15 protein-coding genes, 1 tRNA gene and 1 rRNA gene are annotated in these 16,141 nt (G+C 63.9%); 10 read left to right on the top strand and 7 right to left on the bottom strand.

All coding sequences use genetic code 11. The features are described 5' to 3' along the window. Nucleotides 1-57: 57 nt before the first annotated feature. Nucleotides 58-1,671 (top strand): phosphoenolpyruvate carboxykinase, encoded by a 1,614-nt coding sequence (locus AWH62_RS05635; RefSeq protein WP_075189511.1) that lies wholly within the window; start codon nucleotides 58-60, stop codon nucleotides 1,669-1,671. 324 nt (nucleotides 1,672-1,995) lie between these two features. On the opposite strand, the gene AWH62_RS05630 is transcribed toward AWH62_RS05635, so the two are convergent. Beyond that, nucleotides 1,996-2,406 carry a hypothetical protein gene (locus AWH62_RS05630; RefSeq protein WP_143742944.1) on the bottom strand — a complete coding sequence of 137 codons (411 nt, stop codon included), beginning with the start codon at nucleotides 2,404-2,406 and terminating at the stop codon, nucleotides 1,996-1,998. A gap of 77 nt (nucleotides 2,407-2,483) precedes the next feature. Here AWH62_RS05630 and AWH62_RS16760 point away from each other — a divergent pair, with 77 nt between their 5' ends. The 4 genes from AWH62_RS16760 (at nucleotide 2,484) to thrC (ending at nucleotide 6,977) form a co-directional block, all read left to right on the top strand. Then, the gene (locus AWH62_RS16760; protein WP_143742943.1) at nucleotides 2,484-2,813 is read left to right on the top strand and encodes a hypothetical protein; all 330 of its coding nucleotides are present in this window, start codon (nucleotides 2,484-2,486) and stop codon (nucleotides 2,811-2,813) included. A gap of 131 nt (nucleotides 2,814-2,944) precedes the next feature. Beyond that, nucleotides 2,945-4,747 carry a homoserine dehydrogenase gene (locus AWH62_RS05625; protein ID WP_075189509.1) on the top strand — a complete coding sequence of 601 codons (1,803 nt, stop codon included), beginning with the start codon at nucleotides 2,945-2,947 and terminating at the stop codon, nucleotides 4,745-4,747. Next, on the top strand, nucleotides 4,744-5,688 hold the full coding sequence (locus AWH62_RS05620) for a homoserine kinase (protein ID WP_075189508.1): 945 nt from the start codon (nucleotides 4,744-4,746) through the stop codon (nucleotides 5,686-5,688). The genes AWH62_RS05625 and AWH62_RS05620 overlap by 4 nt, the downstream gene beginning before the upstream one ends. Further along, nucleotides 5,685-6,977: a threonine synthase gene (gene thrC, locus AWH62_RS05615; protein ID WP_075189507.1), complete on the top strand. Its 1,293-nt coding sequence runs from the start codon at nucleotides 5,685-5,687 to the stop codon at nucleotides 6,975-6,977. The genes AWH62_RS05620 and thrC overlap by 4 nt, the downstream gene beginning before the upstream one ends. On the opposite strand, the gene AWH62_RS05610 is transcribed toward thrC, so the two are convergent. Then, complete coding sequence (locus AWH62_RS05610) at nucleotides 6,974-7,690, bottom strand: DUF6445 family protein (protein ID WP_143742942.1); 717 nt, start codon at nucleotides 7,688-7,690, stop codon at nucleotides 6,974-6,976. The genes thrC and AWH62_RS05610 overlap by 4 nt on opposite strands. Before the next feature lie 268 nt (nucleotides 7,691-7,958). Here AWH62_RS05610 and AWH62_RS05605 point away from each other — a divergent pair, with 268 nt between their 5' ends. The 4 genes from AWH62_RS05605 (at nucleotide 7,959) to AWH62_RS05590 (ending at nucleotide 12,651) form a co-directional block, all read left to right on the top strand. Next, nucleotides 7,959-8,432, top strand: coding sequence for a TadE/TadG family type IV pilus assembly protein (locus AWH62_RS05605; RefSeq protein ID WP_075189505.1), 474 nt, complete (start codon nucleotides 7,959-7,961; stop codon nucleotides 8,430-8,432). A gap of 1 nt (nucleotide 8,433) precedes the next feature. Further along, nucleotides 8,434-9,870, top strand: coding sequence for a hypothetical protein (locus AWH62_RS05600; protein ID WP_075189504.1), 1,437 nt, complete (start codon nucleotides 8,434-8,436; stop codon nucleotides 9,868-9,870). 232 nt (nucleotides 9,871-10,102) lie between these two features. Beyond that, nucleotides 10,103-12,010, top strand: a complete 1,908-nt coding sequence (locus tag AWH62_RS05595) for an ATP-binding protein (protein ID WP_075189503.1) — start codon at nucleotides 10,103-10,105, stop codon at nucleotides 12,008-12,010. Then, nucleotides 12,007-12,651 carry a response regulator transcription factor gene (locus AWH62_RS05590; RefSeq protein ID WP_075189502.1) on the top strand — a complete coding sequence of 215 codons (645 nt, stop codon included), beginning with the start codon at nucleotides 12,007-12,009 and terminating at the stop codon, nucleotides 12,649-12,651. The genes AWH62_RS05595 and AWH62_RS05590 overlap by 4 nt, the downstream gene beginning before the upstream one ends. Nucleotides 12,652-12,729: 78 nt before the next feature. Here AWH62_RS05590 and AWH62_RS05585 read toward each other — a convergent pair. Continuing rightward, nucleotides 12,730-12,806 (bottom strand) — tRNA-Met (locus AWH62_RS05585). A gap of 133 nt (nucleotides 12,807-12,939) precedes the next feature. Between AWH62_RS05585 and AWH62_RS05580 the strand changes: the two genes are divergently transcribed. Further along, the gene (locus AWH62_RS05580) at nucleotides 12,940-14,190 is read left to right on the top strand and encodes a 2OG-Fe(II) oxygenase (RefSeq protein WP_075189501.1); all 1,251 of its coding nucleotides are present in this window, start codon (nucleotides 12,940-12,942) and stop codon (nucleotides 14,188-14,190) included. Nucleotides 14,191-14,217: 27 nt separating this feature from the next. Here the strand turns inward: AWH62_RS05580 and AWH62_RS16975 are convergent, their stop codons facing one another. From AWH62_RS16975 to rrf, 4 genes are all read right to left on the bottom strand, one after another. Continuing rightward, entirely contained in the window at nucleotides 14,218-14,367 is a 150-nt protein-coding gene (locus tag AWH62_RS16975) for a hypothetical protein (protein ID WP_158025573.1), read from the bottom strand. Between the two features lie 88 nt (nucleotides 14,368-14,455). Beyond that, complete coding sequence (locus AWH62_RS05575; protein WP_075189500.1) at nucleotides 14,456-14,971, bottom strand: DUF805 domain-containing protein; 516 nt, start codon at nucleotides 14,969-14,971, stop codon at nucleotides 14,456-14,458. Between the two features lie 135 nt (nucleotides 14,972-15,106). Next, complete coding sequence (locus AWH62_RS05570) at nucleotides 15,107-15,691, bottom strand: hypothetical protein (protein WP_143742941.1); 585 nt, start codon at nucleotides 15,689-15,691, stop codon at nucleotides 15,107-15,109. Between the two features lie 367 nt (nucleotides 15,692-16,058). Next, nucleotides 16,059-16,141: ribosomal RNA gene (gene rrf / locus AWH62_RS05565) — 5S ribosomal RNA — on the bottom strand; the annotation flags it as partial.

The raw sequence follows: 16,141 nt of genomic DNA, 5'->3' as shown, positions 1-16,141 counted from the left end.
GACCCGCCCGACGACGCACCAAACGACGTCGCGGGCGCACTGGGGGTTAGGAAAAACATGTCAAAGTCCGAACGTCTTGACGGCGGTCTCGCAACACTGGGAATCCAGGCCGGCACGATCAACCTGAACTGGAACGAGGCGCGCCTCTACCAGGAAGCGGTCCAGCGCGGCGAAGCCGAAGTCGCCGAAGGCGGCGCCCTGGTCGTGAAGACCGGTGCCCATACCGGCCGCTCCGCCAAGGACAAGTTCACGGTGCGCGATGACGCCACCGAGACCCAGGTGTGGTGGGATAACAATGCCGCCATCTCGCCAGAGCATTTCGATGCCCTGTGGACCGACTTCCAGGCCCACATGGCGGGCAAGGAACTCTTCGTCCAGCAATTGTTCGGCGGCGCCGACCTCGATCACCGCCTTCCGGTCCGCGTGGTCAACGAGCTGGCCTGGCACTCGCTCTTCATCCGCCACCTCCTGCGCATTCCCGCTGCCGAGGAATATGCGGATTTTGCAGCCGAGTTCACCATCATCAACCTGCCCAGCTTCAAGGCCGACCCGTCGCGCCATGGCTGTCGCTCCGAGACCGTGATCGGCGTCGATTTCGAGCGCCGCATGGTGCTGATCGGCGGCACCTCCTATGCCGGCGAAACCAAGAAATCGGTCTTCACCATCCTCAACTATCTGCTGCCGGCCAAGGGCGTCATGCCGATGCACTGCTCGGTCAATGCAAAGGAAGACGGCAGCGATGCCGCGATTTTCTTCGGCCTGTCCGGTACCGGCAAGACGACACTCTCCGCCGATGCCAGCCGCACGCTGGTTGGCGATGACGAGCATGGCTGGTCGCCCAACGGATTGTTCAATTTCGAGGGCGGTTGCTACGCCAAGATGATCCGTCTGTCGGCCGAGGCCGAACCGGAAATTCACGCCACCACCAAGATGTGGGGCACGGTGCTGGAAAACGTCGTCATGGATCCGGAAACCCGCATCCTTGATCTTGATGATGACAGCCTTGCCGAGAACAGCCGCGGCGCCTATCCGCTCTCGGCCATTCCCAATGCCTCGGCAACCGGTCGCTGCGGACACCCGAAGAACGTCGTCATGCTGACCTGCGACGCCTTCGGCATCATGCCGCCGATCGCCAAGCTGACCCCGGCCCAGGCGATGTATCACTTCCTGTCCGGCTATACCGCCAAGGTGGCCGGCACCGAGAAAGGCGTGACCGAGCCGTCAGCCACCTTCTCGACCTGTTTCGGCGCGCCCTTCATGCCGCGTCACCCGTCGGAATACGGCGCCCTGCTGCGCGAGCTGATCGCCGAGCACGATGTCGATTGCTGGCTGGTCAACACCGGCTGGACGAGCGGCGCCTACGGCACCGGTCACCGCATGCCGATCAAGGCCACGCGCGCCCTGCTCAACGCAGCGCTCGACGGGTCACTCAACGCGGCTGCCTTCCGTGAAGACCCGAATTTCGGCTTCATGGTCCCGATCGCCGTGCCCGGTGTCGATGACGGCATCCTCGACCCGCGCTCGACCTGGCCGGACAGCGCCGCCTATGACGCCCGCGCAGCCCAACTGGTCGCCATGTTCAACGAAAACTTCAAGATCTTCGAGGCTCATGTGGCGCCTTACGTTCGCGCGGCCGCTCCGAAAGTGCGCGAGCTGACTGCGGCCGAGTAGGCCTGGCGTCACACGCGAACACGACAAAGCCCCGGCCGGTTGGTCGGGGCTTTTTCTCTGGGCTGGGTGGGCCGCCGCCCGCCTATCCGGGGCTACCAATCATCCTCGTTCGCGCCGTTAACTACCGTCATCCCGGCGAAGGCCGGGACCCAGGCTCGCGGTCCCGGCTTGGCCAAGCCGGGCAACAGCGTGCGTCGCAGACTGGGTCCTGACTTTCGTCAGGATGACGGTGGTTTGGGGGCTTTTTCTTTGTGTCGAGGGAAGCGTTCAAGGCGTGGAGCCTCGGGCGCACAACAAGACAGAACCGCTCCGCGCGACCTGAGCTCAGCCGCGCTTTGGCGCCAGCCTGTGTCCCAGCCAGGCCATGGGCAGGAAGACCGCCAGCCCGGCCGCCCACATCCAGAGCGGGCTGGGGATGAAGATGAGATTGCTCAATCCCGCGAAAAGCAGGCCGCCACCCGCCATCATGGAGAGGGCGAGATGATGGGAGCGCGCGACGGTGCTGGTCACCCAGCCCGCCGCGAGGGCACCGCCAGCCCAGGCCGCGACAACCGCCAAGCGATTGATATCCGGCACCTGGGCCATGGCGGCGCGCATGGCATCGGCATCGCTCATATCCTCCGGCAGCAGTCCTTCCGGCAAGGGCATGGCCAGATGACCGACGGCTTCGAGCAGGCCGGTCACAATCCCGCCGACGATGACGCCCGCCAGGACGGACAGGATGATGCGGATCATGGCAGTCTCCCGATCGCGACGCAGCGTCACAGGATGCGCAGCCGGGCCGAATGGCTCAAGCTTGCCCCAGCACGATCATGGCGACCAGCCCGCGCGCTGCGGAGAAAATCTTGCCCCGGGGTGTGACCTTTAACACCCGATTACAGAATTTCTGCCAAAAAGGGTTTGACGGCGCGAAATTTTTGCGCACTTCTTGTCATCAAGTTTTGCAGGCGCAGCAATCGTGCTGTCGCCCGCCTACCGAAGGACTTGTCGATATGGCCAACGCCATGGACATGATCAGCAGCCTCCAGCCGACCCTTTCGGGCCCGGCCGTGACCGGCTGCGCCATCGATGGCGGCCTCGGTACCACGACCATGATTATCACGACCACCTCCTGGACCAGGGGGGCGGCCGGCGTGGCGTAGCGGAACCAGACAAACCGCAACACACCGAACCCGCTCCCTCACCGGACGCGGGTTTTTTCATGTCCGAATTTCAGCCCTAACCATCAAACCCAACCCGACATCCAACCGACCCGACCCGAAGGACCCGACCCATGGCCTTGCCAGACCAACCCCAGCCAGAACTCCCCAAACGACCGCTCAAGCTTTGCGTGTTGAAATTCGGCAGCTCCGTCCTGTTCACGCCGGACGACTATGCCCGCGCTGCGCACGAGATTTACCGGCATGTCCGCGCCGGCGAGAAAGTGGTCGCTGTCGTCTCCGCCCTTGATGGCGAGACCGATGCCCTGTTCGGCGTCGGCAATGATGTCGGCCAAGGCTGTTCCGACGCCCTTCTGGCCCGCCTGGTCCGCTGCGGTGAGTTGAAGTCGGCGGCCCTCATGGGATTGGCACTCGAACGCTCCGGCATCCCCTCGGCCGTGCTTGATCCGCATGAGATGGGGCTGCGCGCCGAAGGCGAAGCCCTCGATGCCAATCTGACCGGGCTGGACGCCGGGCGTGTGCTGGCGCGCTTTGGTGCCGTAGACGTCATCGTCGCACCGGGCTTCTTTGGCGATGGTGCGGACGGGCCGGTCACCCTGGGTCGGGGCGGCACGGATCTGACCGCGGTCGAGTTCGCCCACTGGCTGGGCGCCGACCGGGTGCGTCTGATCAAGGATGTCGACGGGGTCTATACCGACGATCCGGCCAAGGTCGCCAATGCCAAACGGCTCGATCAGCTGGACTATGACGAAGCCGCCAAGGTCAGCCGCGGCCTCGTACAGGACAAGGCAATCACCCGCGCCAAAGAGCAAAATGTGGTGATCGAAGTCGCCGCCCTGGGGCGCCCCTACGCCACACGCATCGCCGCTGTCGAAAAGCGCGCCGGCGGCGGCGTGGCGGCCAAACCGTTGAAGGTTGCGGTATTGGGACATGGCGCTGTCGGCGCCGGCGTTTGCGCCCATCTCCTCGCCCATCCGGGCCGTTTCTCGCTCAACCCGGTCCTGGTCCGTGATCCGGATCAACACCGTGTCGGCGCGCCCGTCGCCTTGCAATTCACAGCCGATCCCGCCGAGGCGTTGGCCGGTGATCCCGATATCGTGGTCGAGACGATTGGTGGCACCGGCCTCGCACGCTCGCTGTCGCAAAGCGTGCTGCGCGAGGGCGCGCATCTGGTGACAGCCAACAAGGCCGTCATGGCGCTGGATTTCGACCGCCTGCACCAACTCGCACAGGAAAACGGCCGCTCGCTGCGCTATTCTGCGACCATTGGCGGCGGCGTGCCGATCCTCGAAATTGTCGACCTGCTGGCCGCTGAAGACACGCTGCTCTCGGTCGAAGGCGTGCTCAACGGCACCTGTAATTTCGTGCTCGGACAGCTCGGACTTGGCGTACCACTGGCCGAAGCCGTCGCCGAAGCCCAACGGCTGGGATTTGCCGAGGCGGATCCCAGCGCCGATATCGACGGCTATGACGCCGCCGACAAGCTTGCCATCCTGGTGCGCCATGCCTTTGGCGTCGCGCTCCACCCCGATCAGATCAGCCGAGAGAGTCTGAGTGATTTGTCCGCCGACCGCATCGCCGCGGTCAATGAGAAGGGCCTTGTCTTCAAACAGGTGGCCCGCTGCTCCACCACCCGCGATGGCCGCGTGGAAGCCAAGGTCGAGATCCAAGCGCTGGCGCCGGACCACCCGCTCGCCGGTCTGGTCAATGAAGGCAATGGCGCCCTGCTCAACCTGCCCGGCGGCCAACTCGGCGTGTTCGGCAAGGGCGCCGGCCGCTGGCCGACGGCCGAAGCCGTCTTCGCCGATATCATGGATATCCAGCGCGACACCGTCCTGCCCGCCAAGGCGGCATCGCACATGCCCGAGAATCCGCTTAGCCATATCCGTCGAATGTCCACGAGGACGGTGGCATGAGCCAAAAACCAAAGCTGGCGTGCGCAAGCGCACCGGCCAGTATCGGAAATGTCGGTGTCGGGTTTGACGTGCTCGGCCTCGCCTTCGACGCCGTACGCGACACCGTCACGGTGCGCCGCGACAAGCAAGCCGGCGTCCGCCTGGGCCACGTGTCCGGCTTGGTCGAACACCTGCCCGAAGCGGTGTCCGACAATTGCGCCCTGGCAGCAGCGAACGCCGTCCTGCAAAAAGCCGGAGCGCCCTGCGGCATCACGGTCGACATTCACAAGGGCGTACCGTTGAGCGCCGGCATGGGCGGGTCCGCCGCTTCGGCGGTGGCCGCCGCCGGCGCAGTGAATGCCCTGCTCGGCTCGCCCTTCAGCCTGTCCGACCTCCTGCCGCTGGCAATGGAAGGCGAGAAAGTCTCCGCCGATCCGCCGCCCTGGGACAATGTCATGGCCGCCCTGATGGGCGGGCTGGTCGTCGCGGGCCGCCTTGATCCGCCGCTGATCCGCCGCCTGCCGCTGCCCGCCGGGGTCGCCTGCATCCTGTTCCATCCAGATCGCAAGGTGGAAACCCAGCGCGCCCGCGAACTGTTGGCGCCGCAGATCGGCAAGGACATCGCGGTCGAGCATGCCCGCAATATCGCCAGTTTTGTCGCTGGCTGCGCGATCAATGATCTTGACCTGGTTCGCGCCGGACTGACGGACATTTTCATCGAGCCACAACGCCTGCCACTCCTGCCCGAACTGGCCGCCGTGCAAGCTGCCGCGATCGAGGCCGGTGCGCTCGGCTGCTCCTTCTCCGGCTCCGGTCCGTCCGTCTTCGCGTGGGCCCTGGAAGCCGACCTGCCCGCCGTCGAAGCGGCGATGGCGGCTGCTTTCAGGGCCGGCAATTGTGACGCCAATGCCTATGACGCGCCGATCGACTCGGCCGGCCTGCGTGTGGAGTCCGTGGAATGAAATACCGTTCGACCCGGGGACAAGCACCAATCGTGGATGCCGGCCAAGCGCTACGCGCCGGGGTGGCGCCCGATGGCGGTCTCTACATGCCGCAAAGCCTGCCGCATTTCTCGCCAGCCGATTTTTCCGACACGCCGGACCTGGCTTCACTGGCCGGACGCCTGCTCAGCCCCTTCTTCACCGACAGCGAACTCGACGGCGCTGTTCCTGGTATCTGCGCCGACGCGTTCGATTTCCCGGTGCCGCGAGTGCGCATTGGGACTGACGACACGGCCCCCGATTGCCTGGAACTCTTTCACGGCCCGACCGGCGCATTCAAGGATTTCGGGGCCCGCTTCCTGTTTCGCGCCTTCGGCGCTCTCGGTCAAAACACCGATGCGCCGGCCACCGTTCTGGTCGCCACATCAGGCGATACCGGCGGCGCTGTCGGTTGCGCCGCTGAAGGCGTTACCGGCACGCGCGCCATCATCCTGTTTCCGGCCGGGCGCATCTCTCCCTTTCAGGAGCACCAGCTATGCTGCTGGAAGGCCCCGGTCGAGGCGGCCCGGGTCAGTGCGGATTTTGATGCCTGTCAAGCGCTGGTGAAATCAGCCTTCGCCGACACCGCGCTCGCCACCCGGCACAATCTGACCTCCGCCAATTCGATCAGCATCGGCCGCTTCCTGCCGCAGATGAGTTACTGGGCGCGCGCTGCCCTCGACACATTTGCCGAGACCGGAACCGCGCCCGGCCTCATCATCCCGACCGGTAATCTGGGCAATGCCTTCGCCGCCATCCTGGCGCGCGCCTGCGGTCTGCCGATCGGACCGATCATCCTCGCCACCAATGCCAACGCCACGCTGGCGGACTGGTTTGCAGGCGGGGATTATGCCGGCCGCGCTTCGATCGCGACCCTGGCCAATGCCATGGATGTCGGCGCACCGAGCAATTTCGAACGCCTCAGCGACATGCCGGCCGGTCAGGTCGCGCGGGTCGAACGGGTTGAGGACAATGATATTCGCCACCGGATCCGGACCATCCATGACCAGACCGGCTATGTCGCCTGCCCGCACACGGCGACAGCGCTGGAAGCCTGGCACCGACTGGATGATGTCGACCGCGCAGCCCGCCATTGGCTAATTGGCGCCACGGCCCACCCGGCCAAGTTTGCGGACACCGTCGAACCCCTGATCGGCCAATCGATCAAATTGCCCCCGATGCTGAAAGCCGCGCTGAACCGCCCGGCGCGGTCTCATGATCTCCGGAATGAGCTCGGCGAACTCGCCCGCCTTCTCGGGGAGCCAGCCTAACCCACCTCGGTATTTTCGAAAAAGAGCGGCAGGATGAGACGGCCGTTTTCCGGCGTATCGCCAAATGAGACGCCGGCATCATGCCACATATATCCCCGAAACAGGACGATACGATTATAGCGCATCGGGGCGATCATGGTTTCTTCCCACTTGGACCGATCCTGCTGGTCCGCCGCCAGAATGCTTCGTACGGCGTCATCAGCATTTTTGAATCCCTTGGCTTCCGCTTCGCCCGGAAAAACCGGCGCCCGGTCCCAACCGGTCGCGCGGTGGCGAAAAAAATGCGTGCCGCCGACACAATGCTCCGGCCGGGTCAGGAAAATCATCGCCGACCAGTGATTGAAGTCTATGTGCACGCTGGCCCTGCTGCCATCACCGTCAAGCGCCAGACGTGGCACTGCGTGCGAAGACTGCGGCGCCGGTGCAACTCGCTCGTGAACGATCTGCCCGACCAATTGCTCGATGCCATCAAGATTGAGGGCCGTCGCCGCATTGCGCCCGGGGTACGACGCCCGTTCCGGGCGCGGCGGATACGTCAACGACAATGCAGCCTGCCGAACCCGTTCCGGCTCGGGAAGAAAGTCGTCAATAATGATATGCGTCATGTGCATGCGCGAACGGCCCTCACAGCAATCATATCCGTGATGCCAAATCCTGCGCCACCGGTCTACTCCTCGCCACGCACCCAACACATAGCTGGCCTCGCCACCCATCTGGCAGGCCGTTACCCCCTGCAAGCCGGGTTCCAGACACTTCGCTGCGTGACGCCCATCACACAAGACACGCTTTGATTGATCCCCTCAACATAACCAAGTTCGTTGATTTTTCTGGAAATTTTCAACACCACCTCACAATATTCGGTTGTAATAGGCAACGCGATTCAGAATTCATTAGCCCTCATACTATATGAGACTACCTTACATTGAGCCGAAGCAGCACAATGAGAGCACAAAGAAGCTTAACCGCCCGGAGGAAACGCGCATGACTGCCCGTTTGTCTGATCGGCGGCACAAGAGCCATATTGTCGTACTTCGCTCTTGCGTCCGCACCCTTGCCCGCTTCCGCGGCACCTCCGGTGCGAGCGCGGTGGAATTCGCCATCCTCTCACCACTGGCCATCCTGATCCTGTTCGGGATCATCGCCTACGGGCTGGTGTTTTCGACCCATCTGAGCCTGCAGCACCTGATCGCCGAGACCGGGCGCGCGACGATACCCGGCCTTGCCAGCCAGGAACGCCAACAGCTCGCGCGCAGCCATTTTGACGCCAAGCTCGACGCCTACCCGCTACTCAACCCCGCCGACGCGGAACTTCGCATCAACGATGACGGCCAGTTCACCGAAGTCCTGATCACCTATTCGGTCGAGTCGCACCCCGCCTACGTTTTCGAGGGCCTGCTGCCGCTGCCGGCAAGCCCATACATCTATCGTCAGGTCATTCGGAACGGGGGCAGTTGAGATGCGCCACTTCTTCCACGACGAGCGCGGCTCCATCGTTCCGATGTACGCCCTGACGCTGGGCGTGATCGCGATCCTGATGGCCTCCATTCTTGACCACGGCCTGCGCTATCTCGAAGACCGCAAAATGCAGGCACTGGCCGACCTCATTGCCCTCATGGCCGTACGTGACCAGGACTACTCGACCGAATTCGCCCGACAGGTCATCGCCGACCAAGGCCTGAATGCCGCGCGCTACCAGCCCATCCTCACGACCGGCCGCTACACGCCGGACCCGGACCTCGCCCCGCAGGACCGATTCCATCCCGCCACGTCTCGCATCAATGCCGTGCGTGTTGACTTGCATGCCCGGCTCATCAACGAAGACGGTGAGACACGGATTTCACGTCTGTTGGCCGAGGCCGCCGCGGCGCGTCGTGATACCGCATCCTTCGCCATCGGTTCCCGGCTCGCCCGCGTCGAAGGCGGCGTTACCGGTGATCTGCTCGCGGCACTGATCGGCTATGACGGGCGGATCGACGCGATGGATTATGAAGCACTGGCCGATGTCCGCATCGACAGCCTGTCATTCCTCAACCTGGTCGCCGCCGAAACCCGCTTGCAGGCCCTGACCTACGAACAATTGCTGGCGACAGACATTCCACCCGGCGCCGTCCTGAGTGCAGTCCGCCAATTGAGCGGCGACGACGGGCCGTCCATTCTCGACCGGCTCGCGGGACGCGCCTTGCAAAACCTGCCGCCCATCCGCCTCGGGGATTTGTTCTCCGCCGAGGCCATCACCCGCATGCCCTATCTGGACGGTCCTCTGGGCACTGAAATGTCGGCCTTGGACCTGATCGAGGCCACCGCCTACGCCGCCAATTCAGAGCATCAGCTCGCCCTGGATCTTGATGCCGGCCTGGCCGCGCTCTCGCTCGCGATCGGAGAACGACCGCAGTCGCCGCCAATGGGAGCGGCGAGCTATCCAGGCGCCGTTGCCGAAACCCGTCAACTCCATCTTCTGACGCAAACCCGGCTCGGCCTGGCCGACGTCGATGTCCGGCTCGAGGCGGCCCAAGCCAACGCCGAACTCACCCGTCTTTCCTGTCGCTCGAATGGTCGCATTGATGCCCGTTTCGACGTTGAAACCCGCCCGGCCCGGCTGGTCGTCGAGAGCCGCACGTCAAGACGACCATTGCTGAGTGTCGATCTGGGATCAGGACGTCGTCAGCATGTGCGCATGAACCAGACCCATATTGCCAACGGGACACCCGCTACCGCCAGTTCAGGGGTCGGCGTCAACGCCTCGGCCCTCGGCCTGTCCTTGCGGAGCGATGGCCTGCTTGGCGGACTGGTCGAACAGTTTACCAGCTTGACCGAAGAATTGGGCCTGCACCTGGCCGAAGCCGACCTTTTCCTGCGCGGTGCCAGCTGCGGTCACCCCTTCCTGATCGAATAGGACGGCCCGATGAGGCGGGCAGCCTGGTCAGGGCACCACCCGCAAGCAGCATCGGGCGGCGCGGGTTCCCCAGTGGATTTCAGGACGATATGGCGCTGTAATAGACTCGGCCATCCCCCGTTCAGGGGAGCGGGTCGGCCGTCGCTGCGGGTTATGATCAAGCGATCAGACAGGCAGCGAGGACAGGGTGGCCAGCGATCGCGCGACGGGGACAGATGCAAAGCCAAATGCCATGAAAACCGGGCCTGTCCTGACCGCGCCGGCCATGCGCCTCATGCTGATCGCCATCATCAGCCTGACGGCCCTGGCTGCGGTGTTGTGGCTGGCCATCCGACCGGTCGCGCCCGGCAGCGATATCCGGCCACTCGTTGCTCAGCCCGCCAAGCTCTGGCCGCAACTGATTGTCGGCTTCGGCGCCGCCATTCTGTCAGGATGGGTCTGGGCCTTGCGACCGCGGGACCTGGCGACGCGCCTGTTCGCACTGTCGGGCCTCGCCACACTGACCTTCACATTTGCCGCAGCCGCGCTCGACGTGCACGCCAGCGGTCTCGCTGATGCCAGCTTCCGCATGGTGTTGATGCTCAATGCGAGCGGCGCATCGGCTTTCGGCATCATCTTCATCGCCCTCTTCCTGGTCTATCCCGGTCATCTCAAACACGGGCGCATCCTGGCGGCGATCATCGGCGTCATCTTCGGCCTTTGGACCCTGCTTGCCCTGTCCGGACATCTCGCCGGCCACCTGGCGAGCGTCCATCTCATCACGACCCTGGAAATGGTCGGGATCATGCTCGCTGTCGCGGCGCAATACATTGCCGCGCGGCATGCCCCGACGGCCCGAGCCATCACGGTCTGGTTCGGTCTTGCCGTCCTGTTCGGCGCAGGTGGCTTTATCGTTCTCAATGCGGTGCCCAATACATTCGGATACCCGCCCCTCCTGACAGCCGAGTACGCTTTTTGCTTTTTCGGCCTGATCTATATCGGGGTGGCGGCGGGCCTGCGCCGCTACCGCTTGTTTGAACTGGGTGAATGGGCGTTTCGCATCCTGTTTTACGCCGCCGGCACAGCTGTTCTGGTGGCTTTGGACGCGGCGCTCATTTTCCTGTTTCCGATCGGGCCGGGATCGGCCTTCGGCCTGTCCTTGCTGTTTATCGCCTTCGCCTATCTGCCGCTCCGTGATGGCCTGGCCCGGCGCTTCATGCCGCGCAGCCGGTTGCGCGAAGACGAGTTGTTCGGCGCCGTCGTGGCCGTGGCGCTGGAAGCATCGCGCCGTCGCCGGGCGGAACGCTGGGCCCAGCTCGTCACCGAAACCTTCAACCCGCTGGAAACAACCCTCGACCCGGCGCCGGTGGATGCGCCCGAGATCGCCGAAGAGGGATTGACCCTCCGACTGCCGGCCATGACCGGGATCCCGCCACTCATCCTGCGCTATCCATGGGCAGGGCGCGGCCTGTTCGGGCCAGCGCAGCGCGACCTCGCCCGTCGCCTGATCGACCTGATGGCGCACGCCGAGGCGAGCCGTGACGCCTATGATCGCGGCGTCGCCGAGGAGCGTGGCCGCATCGCTCGCGACATGCACGACAATATCGGTGCCCAATTGCTCGGCGCCCTGCACTCGGCTGATCGAGAGCGCAAGGACCTGATGATCCGCGAGACGCTGACCGACCTGCGCGACATCATCAACAATGCGTCCACGCCCGGTCTTGATCTGGATGAAACACTGGCCGATCTGCGAGTCGAAACCGCTGACCGGCTCGGCGCTGTCGGCATCGCGCTCGATTGGGAGATGGATATCGGCGCGACGCCCAGCCTGTCGACCGGGGGCACGCACGCCCTGCGCTCGGTTATCCGGGAAGCCGTCAGCAACACGATCAAGCATTCCGGCGCCAAGACGATGCGGGTCCGCGCCACCCGCGAGGGCGATGTCGCCCGCGTTGTGATGGCCGATGACGGGCGCGGCCTGCCATCGGTCCGGACCGGTCGCGGCCACGGTCTGGCCAATATGCAAAGCCGCTCACAGAGCCTGAAGGGCGAACTGACCCTGGATGGCGGCACCGGCGGCACGCAGATTTGCCTGTGCTTCCCGCTCGCGCCCGTGACGTCAAACCCGCCGACTCCATCCTGCGAGGAGGCCCACGGATGACCCGTATTCTGATTGTTGAAGATGTCGCCGAAACGCGCCGCTGGCTTGGCGACATTGCCCGGGCCGCATTCACCGACTGCCGGATTGAGGAGGCTGACAGCATGCGCTCCGGCCTCGCCGCCGCCGCCCGCCAGGACTGCGACATCGCCCTGATCGACCTGGGCCTGCCCGACGGGTCCGGCCTTGAAGTCCTGCGCAGCCTGCGTCTGGTCTGCCCGGACGCCATCCCGATCGTGACTACCATAATGGGTGACGACGCACATATTGTCGCTGCCCTGTCAGCGGGCGCACAAGGCTACCTCCTCAAGGAACACACCGCCGAAATACTGACCCGGCAGCTGGTGCAGCTGGCCGACGGCACCCCGGCCCTGTCGCCGTCAATCGCCCGCCGCATCATGGAACATTTCCGCTTCACCGGCCCGGCCGCCGACCCGGAAGAAGACCTCACCACACGCGAAAAGGAAGTGCTTGGCCTGATCGGTCGTGGCCTGCGCAATATCGACGTCGCCACAGCGCTCGAGCTGGCCGAGAGCACGGTCGCCAGCCATATCAAGTCAATCTACCGAAAGCTGGGCATCTCCTCACGCGCAGAGGCCAGCTGGCATGCGACGCGGATGGGATTGACGACCGGGGACAGGTAATCGCTCATCCGCCATGGAGACAAATGCGACAGGCGCCCAAAACCAAAAAACCCCGCGCCAACAGCGCGGGGTTTTCAATGGGTGCGGGGGTAGGATTTGAACCTACGACCTTCAGGTTATGAGCCTGACGAGCTACCGGACTGCTCCACCCCGCATCAGGGTCTTCCGGGTCAGCGCCTCTGGTGGGCGGTGTGTGCCGGGAGCGCGTGTGTAAGCTGACATCCGTGTACGGTCAACAGCATAGCTGCGCTTGGCCAGCTTTCAAAAGCAGGGTTTAAACTGGCCCCCATGACCCAAGCCTCGACACCCCCCAGCCAGATCGCCCGGTCCGCTCTGCAAGACTGGCATGCCGGCCGTCATAACGACGCCATTTCCGCCGCCGAACGGGCCACTTGCGACGGCGATGAAGCCGCCATGGGCCTGCTGGTCCAGTTCAGCGGCCTGCCCGAAGCGGGCCCCGATTCAGCCCGTCGGGTCCGGATCGCCCTCGACACCGCACCGGATAGCGTGATGCGCAACCGGCACCGCGCCTATTTCCGCGCCGCCGGGATCGGTCATGATGTCGCGGACTGGGCGGGCGCCCTCGAGACGCGGCAAGCCGAGGCCGAGGCCGGCGACTGGGTGGCCCGGACGGAGCTCGGCCTGCTGGCGATCATGGCGGGCGAAACAGAGACCGGCCGGGCCTGGCTGGACCAGGCCGGCCGCGCCGGGTCCGGTCTCGCCATCGCAGCCTTGATGCGCGAAGCCCTGGAAGCCGGCGAGCGCTTTGCCTGCCTCGATGATCTCGGCCCCAATCTCGCGCGCTCAGGCCACCCGATGGCCGGCGGGCTGATGCATCACTGCGCCAAGCTCGACGCGGCGCCAGCCAGCGCCGGCTTTGCAGTACCGCAAGACACAGACATCGCCCTCACCCGTATCGCCGAAGCCCTCGCCTCGGCGCCACCGGCGACGGACCGTCTCAACACCAGTCCCCGCATCGAGCGCTGGGTCGGTGCAATCGCGCCGAGCGCCTGCGATTACCTTACGGTCGGCGCGGCGCCGCTGCTCAAGCCGGCCCAGATCATCAATCCCAAGAGTGGCGAGCTGGAAAACGATCCCTATCGCAGCTCATTGACCGCGCCGATGCCGGAACAGGCGATGGATCTCGTCTCTTGGGCGATCAAGTCACGCATGGCCTGCCTTGCCGGCCAGCCGGCCCGGCATGGCGAAGCGCTGGCGGTGATCGTCTACCGGCCGGGCGAGGAGTACCGGGCCCATTTCGACTTCATCGCCGACTCCGGCGGTCATGCCGCCACGGACATCAAGGCGCGCGGCCAGCGGGTCTCGACCTCGCTGGTACGCCTGAATGAGGAGTTCACCGGCGGGGACACGGTCTTCCCGCGGCTTGATGTGCGCTGGACCGGCCGGCGCGGCGATGCCCTGAGCTTTGACAATGTCGCCGCCGACGGCAGCTGCGAGAAAACCAGTCTGCACGCCGGCGAACCCGTCACTGAAGGGGTCAAGGTGATCGCCAGCCTGTGGTTGCGCGAGCGGATCTGATCGGGCGGCGCAGGCCCGGCGGATGCGTCAGTGCCGCACCAATTGCAGCGACCGTGCGACATCCTCACTGACATGATCAAGGCTGAGCTGGCATACCGTCTTGCACGCGGTCGCGGTACACAGCGCCCCCGGGGCCGCGGCATCGCGCCCGTCCCATTCCAGCAGCGAAACGGTCAATTCCCGCCCGTAAATTGCTTGTGTGCGCTGAGACCGGGTGTGACAGGACGAACAGGAAAGAGCGGGCTGCCGATCGGTCCTTTTCGTGTCACTTGCCAGCTGGCGGCGGGCCATACCGGTTGGGTTCACCGCTGCCATTTGCCCCCAGAAGGCCAATCAGCGGCAAGACCGACAGCAGATAGATCAATATGAGGCCCATCAATGCGTAGAAACCGTCTGGTGCCGCACCATTGGCCGGGAGCTGTGCGAATTGGCGGGGCATCAGGCTGCCAACCAGCGTCAGCAAGACAGCCGGTGGCACAGCCCAGGCAAGGCTGCGCCCACTATCATGCAGGCGCCGCGTGATTGACGCGCCCATGAGCGCAATCTGGCCAAGGATGACCAGCAGGACGAGCGCCGTGGACACGATCCAGGCTTGCCCGCCGAACAGGCCGGTGACGATTCCTGCGACCTCGAGGATGACCGGTGCGATCGCCAGGATCATCGCAAATCCCAACACCTGGACACCCACCATTCCCCACGGCAGGAAAACAGCGAGCGAATCCCGGCCCTCAAACCGTGTCAGGTTTTTGAGGTGATAGGACACAGGTTGAAAAATCGACATTCATTCCCCCCAATTTTGGAGACAAGATTATACAGCGATTTCCCGCACGCCAATTGATCACTGGCGTGGTTGGGGATGGGCGCGTTCCGCGCGGGTCTGTTCCTGTATGGCTTGTCAGCCAGGACGCCTTATCGGTCAATTCGCGATCGTAAGCAGACCCGCCATCCCCAGGCCCAGTAAGATCAGCAAGGCCCCGATCAAATTGACAACATAGCTTCCGAAAATTCGGAGATAGCTGCCATCTATGGACAGAAGCATTCGCGTGCTCCTGCCAACTGAGTACCCTTTACCCGACATCTCGAAGTCAAAATAAATCAATTTTGTAATCCACACGATCAAACCCAAAAGGCTGAGCATGGCGACCAATTGGCGCTCGGGATCCAGCAAAGGCATCACCGAGTTGTCAGGATCGATGGCATCATCAAAAACCATCCAGGCAAAACCCATAAGGCTAAACCCGATGGCGATCGACATGCCACTCAGACTGCGTTCGCCATTCGCATTCTTCACGAACGCGCCCGGCAGAAAAATCAACAACATGACCGTCAGGGCCAAGCGCTCCTGCTCTGTCACCTCAAAGCCAAGCGGAACAACTACTGCGTCAATTGGGGTAAATCCCCACCGGCAGATCTGGCCCCAAGCGTCCACGGCTTGGTTCAGAACCGAACCGCTTACGACCCATTCCGACGTGCTCAGAAATGCGAGCAGATTGATCGTCAACAGGATGATCCCGAACAATCTGCTCCAATAAAACCCCCACATGACATCCTCTCATTACCGGTCTGACCCGTCATCCTGCAGCGCTTTCGCACCGGTGAAACACCGACCGATGGAAGGCGCGCCCTGCCTTGTCCATCTCCGCAATGAGCATCGAGCCGGACAGGGCACGGACTGGCAAGCCCATTTCGATCGGCCTGCCGCTCGCACGGTTGTGTTTTCCGGTTGGTCATAAATCCAGGCGGTCTGACACTTTGCCGGCGTGGGCCGGTGAGAGTTTCAGGCTTGGGTTCGGGCACAAAAAAACCGCCGCGTGAGCGACGGTTTGATTGTTTTGATATTTGTGGAGGATATTGGATCTATCGTGCAGACCGGGCAGCGACCTACTCTCCCACGCCTTAAGACGCAGTACCATCGGCGCTAGGGGTCTTAACGGCCGTGTTCGGGATGGGA

The organism is Maricaulis sp. W15 (genome assembly GCF_001924955.1).
In the GTDB taxonomy this organism is placed as follows: Bacteria; Pseudomonadota; Alphaproteobacteria; order Caulobacterales; family Maricaulaceae; genus Maricaulis; species Maricaulis maris.
The sequence above is the reverse complement of the archived record's forward strand: the minus strand, read 5'-3'. Positions and strand labels throughout refer to the sequence as shown.

What these genes read in the sequence shown, in the direction of transcription:
- AWH62_RS05635 (WP_075189511.1), top strand. Translation starts at nt 58, where the DNA reads ATGTCAAAGTCCGAACGTCTTGACGGCGGTCTCGCAACACTGGGAATC.
- AWH62_RS05630 (WP_143742944.1), bottom strand. Translation starts at nt 2,406, where the DNA reads ATGATCCGCATCATCCTGTCCGTCCTGGCGGGCGTCATCGTCGGCGGG.
- AWH62_RS16760 (WP_143742943.1), top strand. Translation starts at nt 2,484, where the DNA reads ATGGCGACCAGCCCGCGCGCTGCGGAGAAAATCTTGCCCCGGGGTGTG.
- AWH62_RS05625 (WP_075189509.1), top strand. Translation starts at nt 2,945, where the DNA reads ATGGCCTTGCCAGACCAACCCCAGCCAGAACTCCCCAAACGACCGCTC.
- AWH62_RS05620 (WP_075189508.1), top strand. Translation starts at nt 4,744, where the DNA reads ATGAGCCAAAAACCAAAGCTGGCGTGCGCAAGCGCACCGGCCAGTATC.
- thrC (WP_075189507.1), top strand. Translation starts at nt 5,685, where the DNA reads ATGAAATACCGTTCGACCCGGGGACAAGCACCAATCGTGGATGCCGGC.
- AWH62_RS05610 (WP_143742942.1), bottom strand. Translation starts at nt 7,690, where the DNA reads ATGGGTGGCGAGGCCAGCTATGTGTTGGGTGCGTGGCGAGGAGTAGAC.
- AWH62_RS05605 (WP_075189505.1), top strand. Translation starts at nt 7,959, where the DNA reads ATGACTGCCCGTTTGTCTGATCGGCGGCACAAGAGCCATATTGTCGTA.
- AWH62_RS05600 (WP_075189504.1), top strand. Translation starts at nt 8,434, where the DNA reads ATGCGCCACTTCTTCCACGACGAGCGCGGCTCCATCGTTCCGATGTAC.
- AWH62_RS05595 (WP_075189503.1), top strand. Translation starts at nt 10,103, where the DNA reads ATGAAAACCGGGCCTGTCCTGACCGCGCCGGCCATGCGCCTCATGCTG.
- AWH62_RS05590 (WP_075189502.1), top strand. Translation starts at nt 12,007, where the DNA reads ATGACCCGTATTCTGATTGTTGAAGATGTCGCCGAAACGCGCCGCTGG.
- AWH62_RS05580 (WP_075189501.1), top strand. Translation starts at nt 12,940, where the DNA reads ATGACCCAAGCCTCGACACCCCCCAGCCAGATCGCCCGGTCCGCTCTG.
- AWH62_RS05575 (WP_075189500.1), bottom strand. Translation starts at nt 14,971, where the DNA reads ATGTCGATTTTTCAACCTGTGTCCTATCACCTCAAAAACCTGACACGG.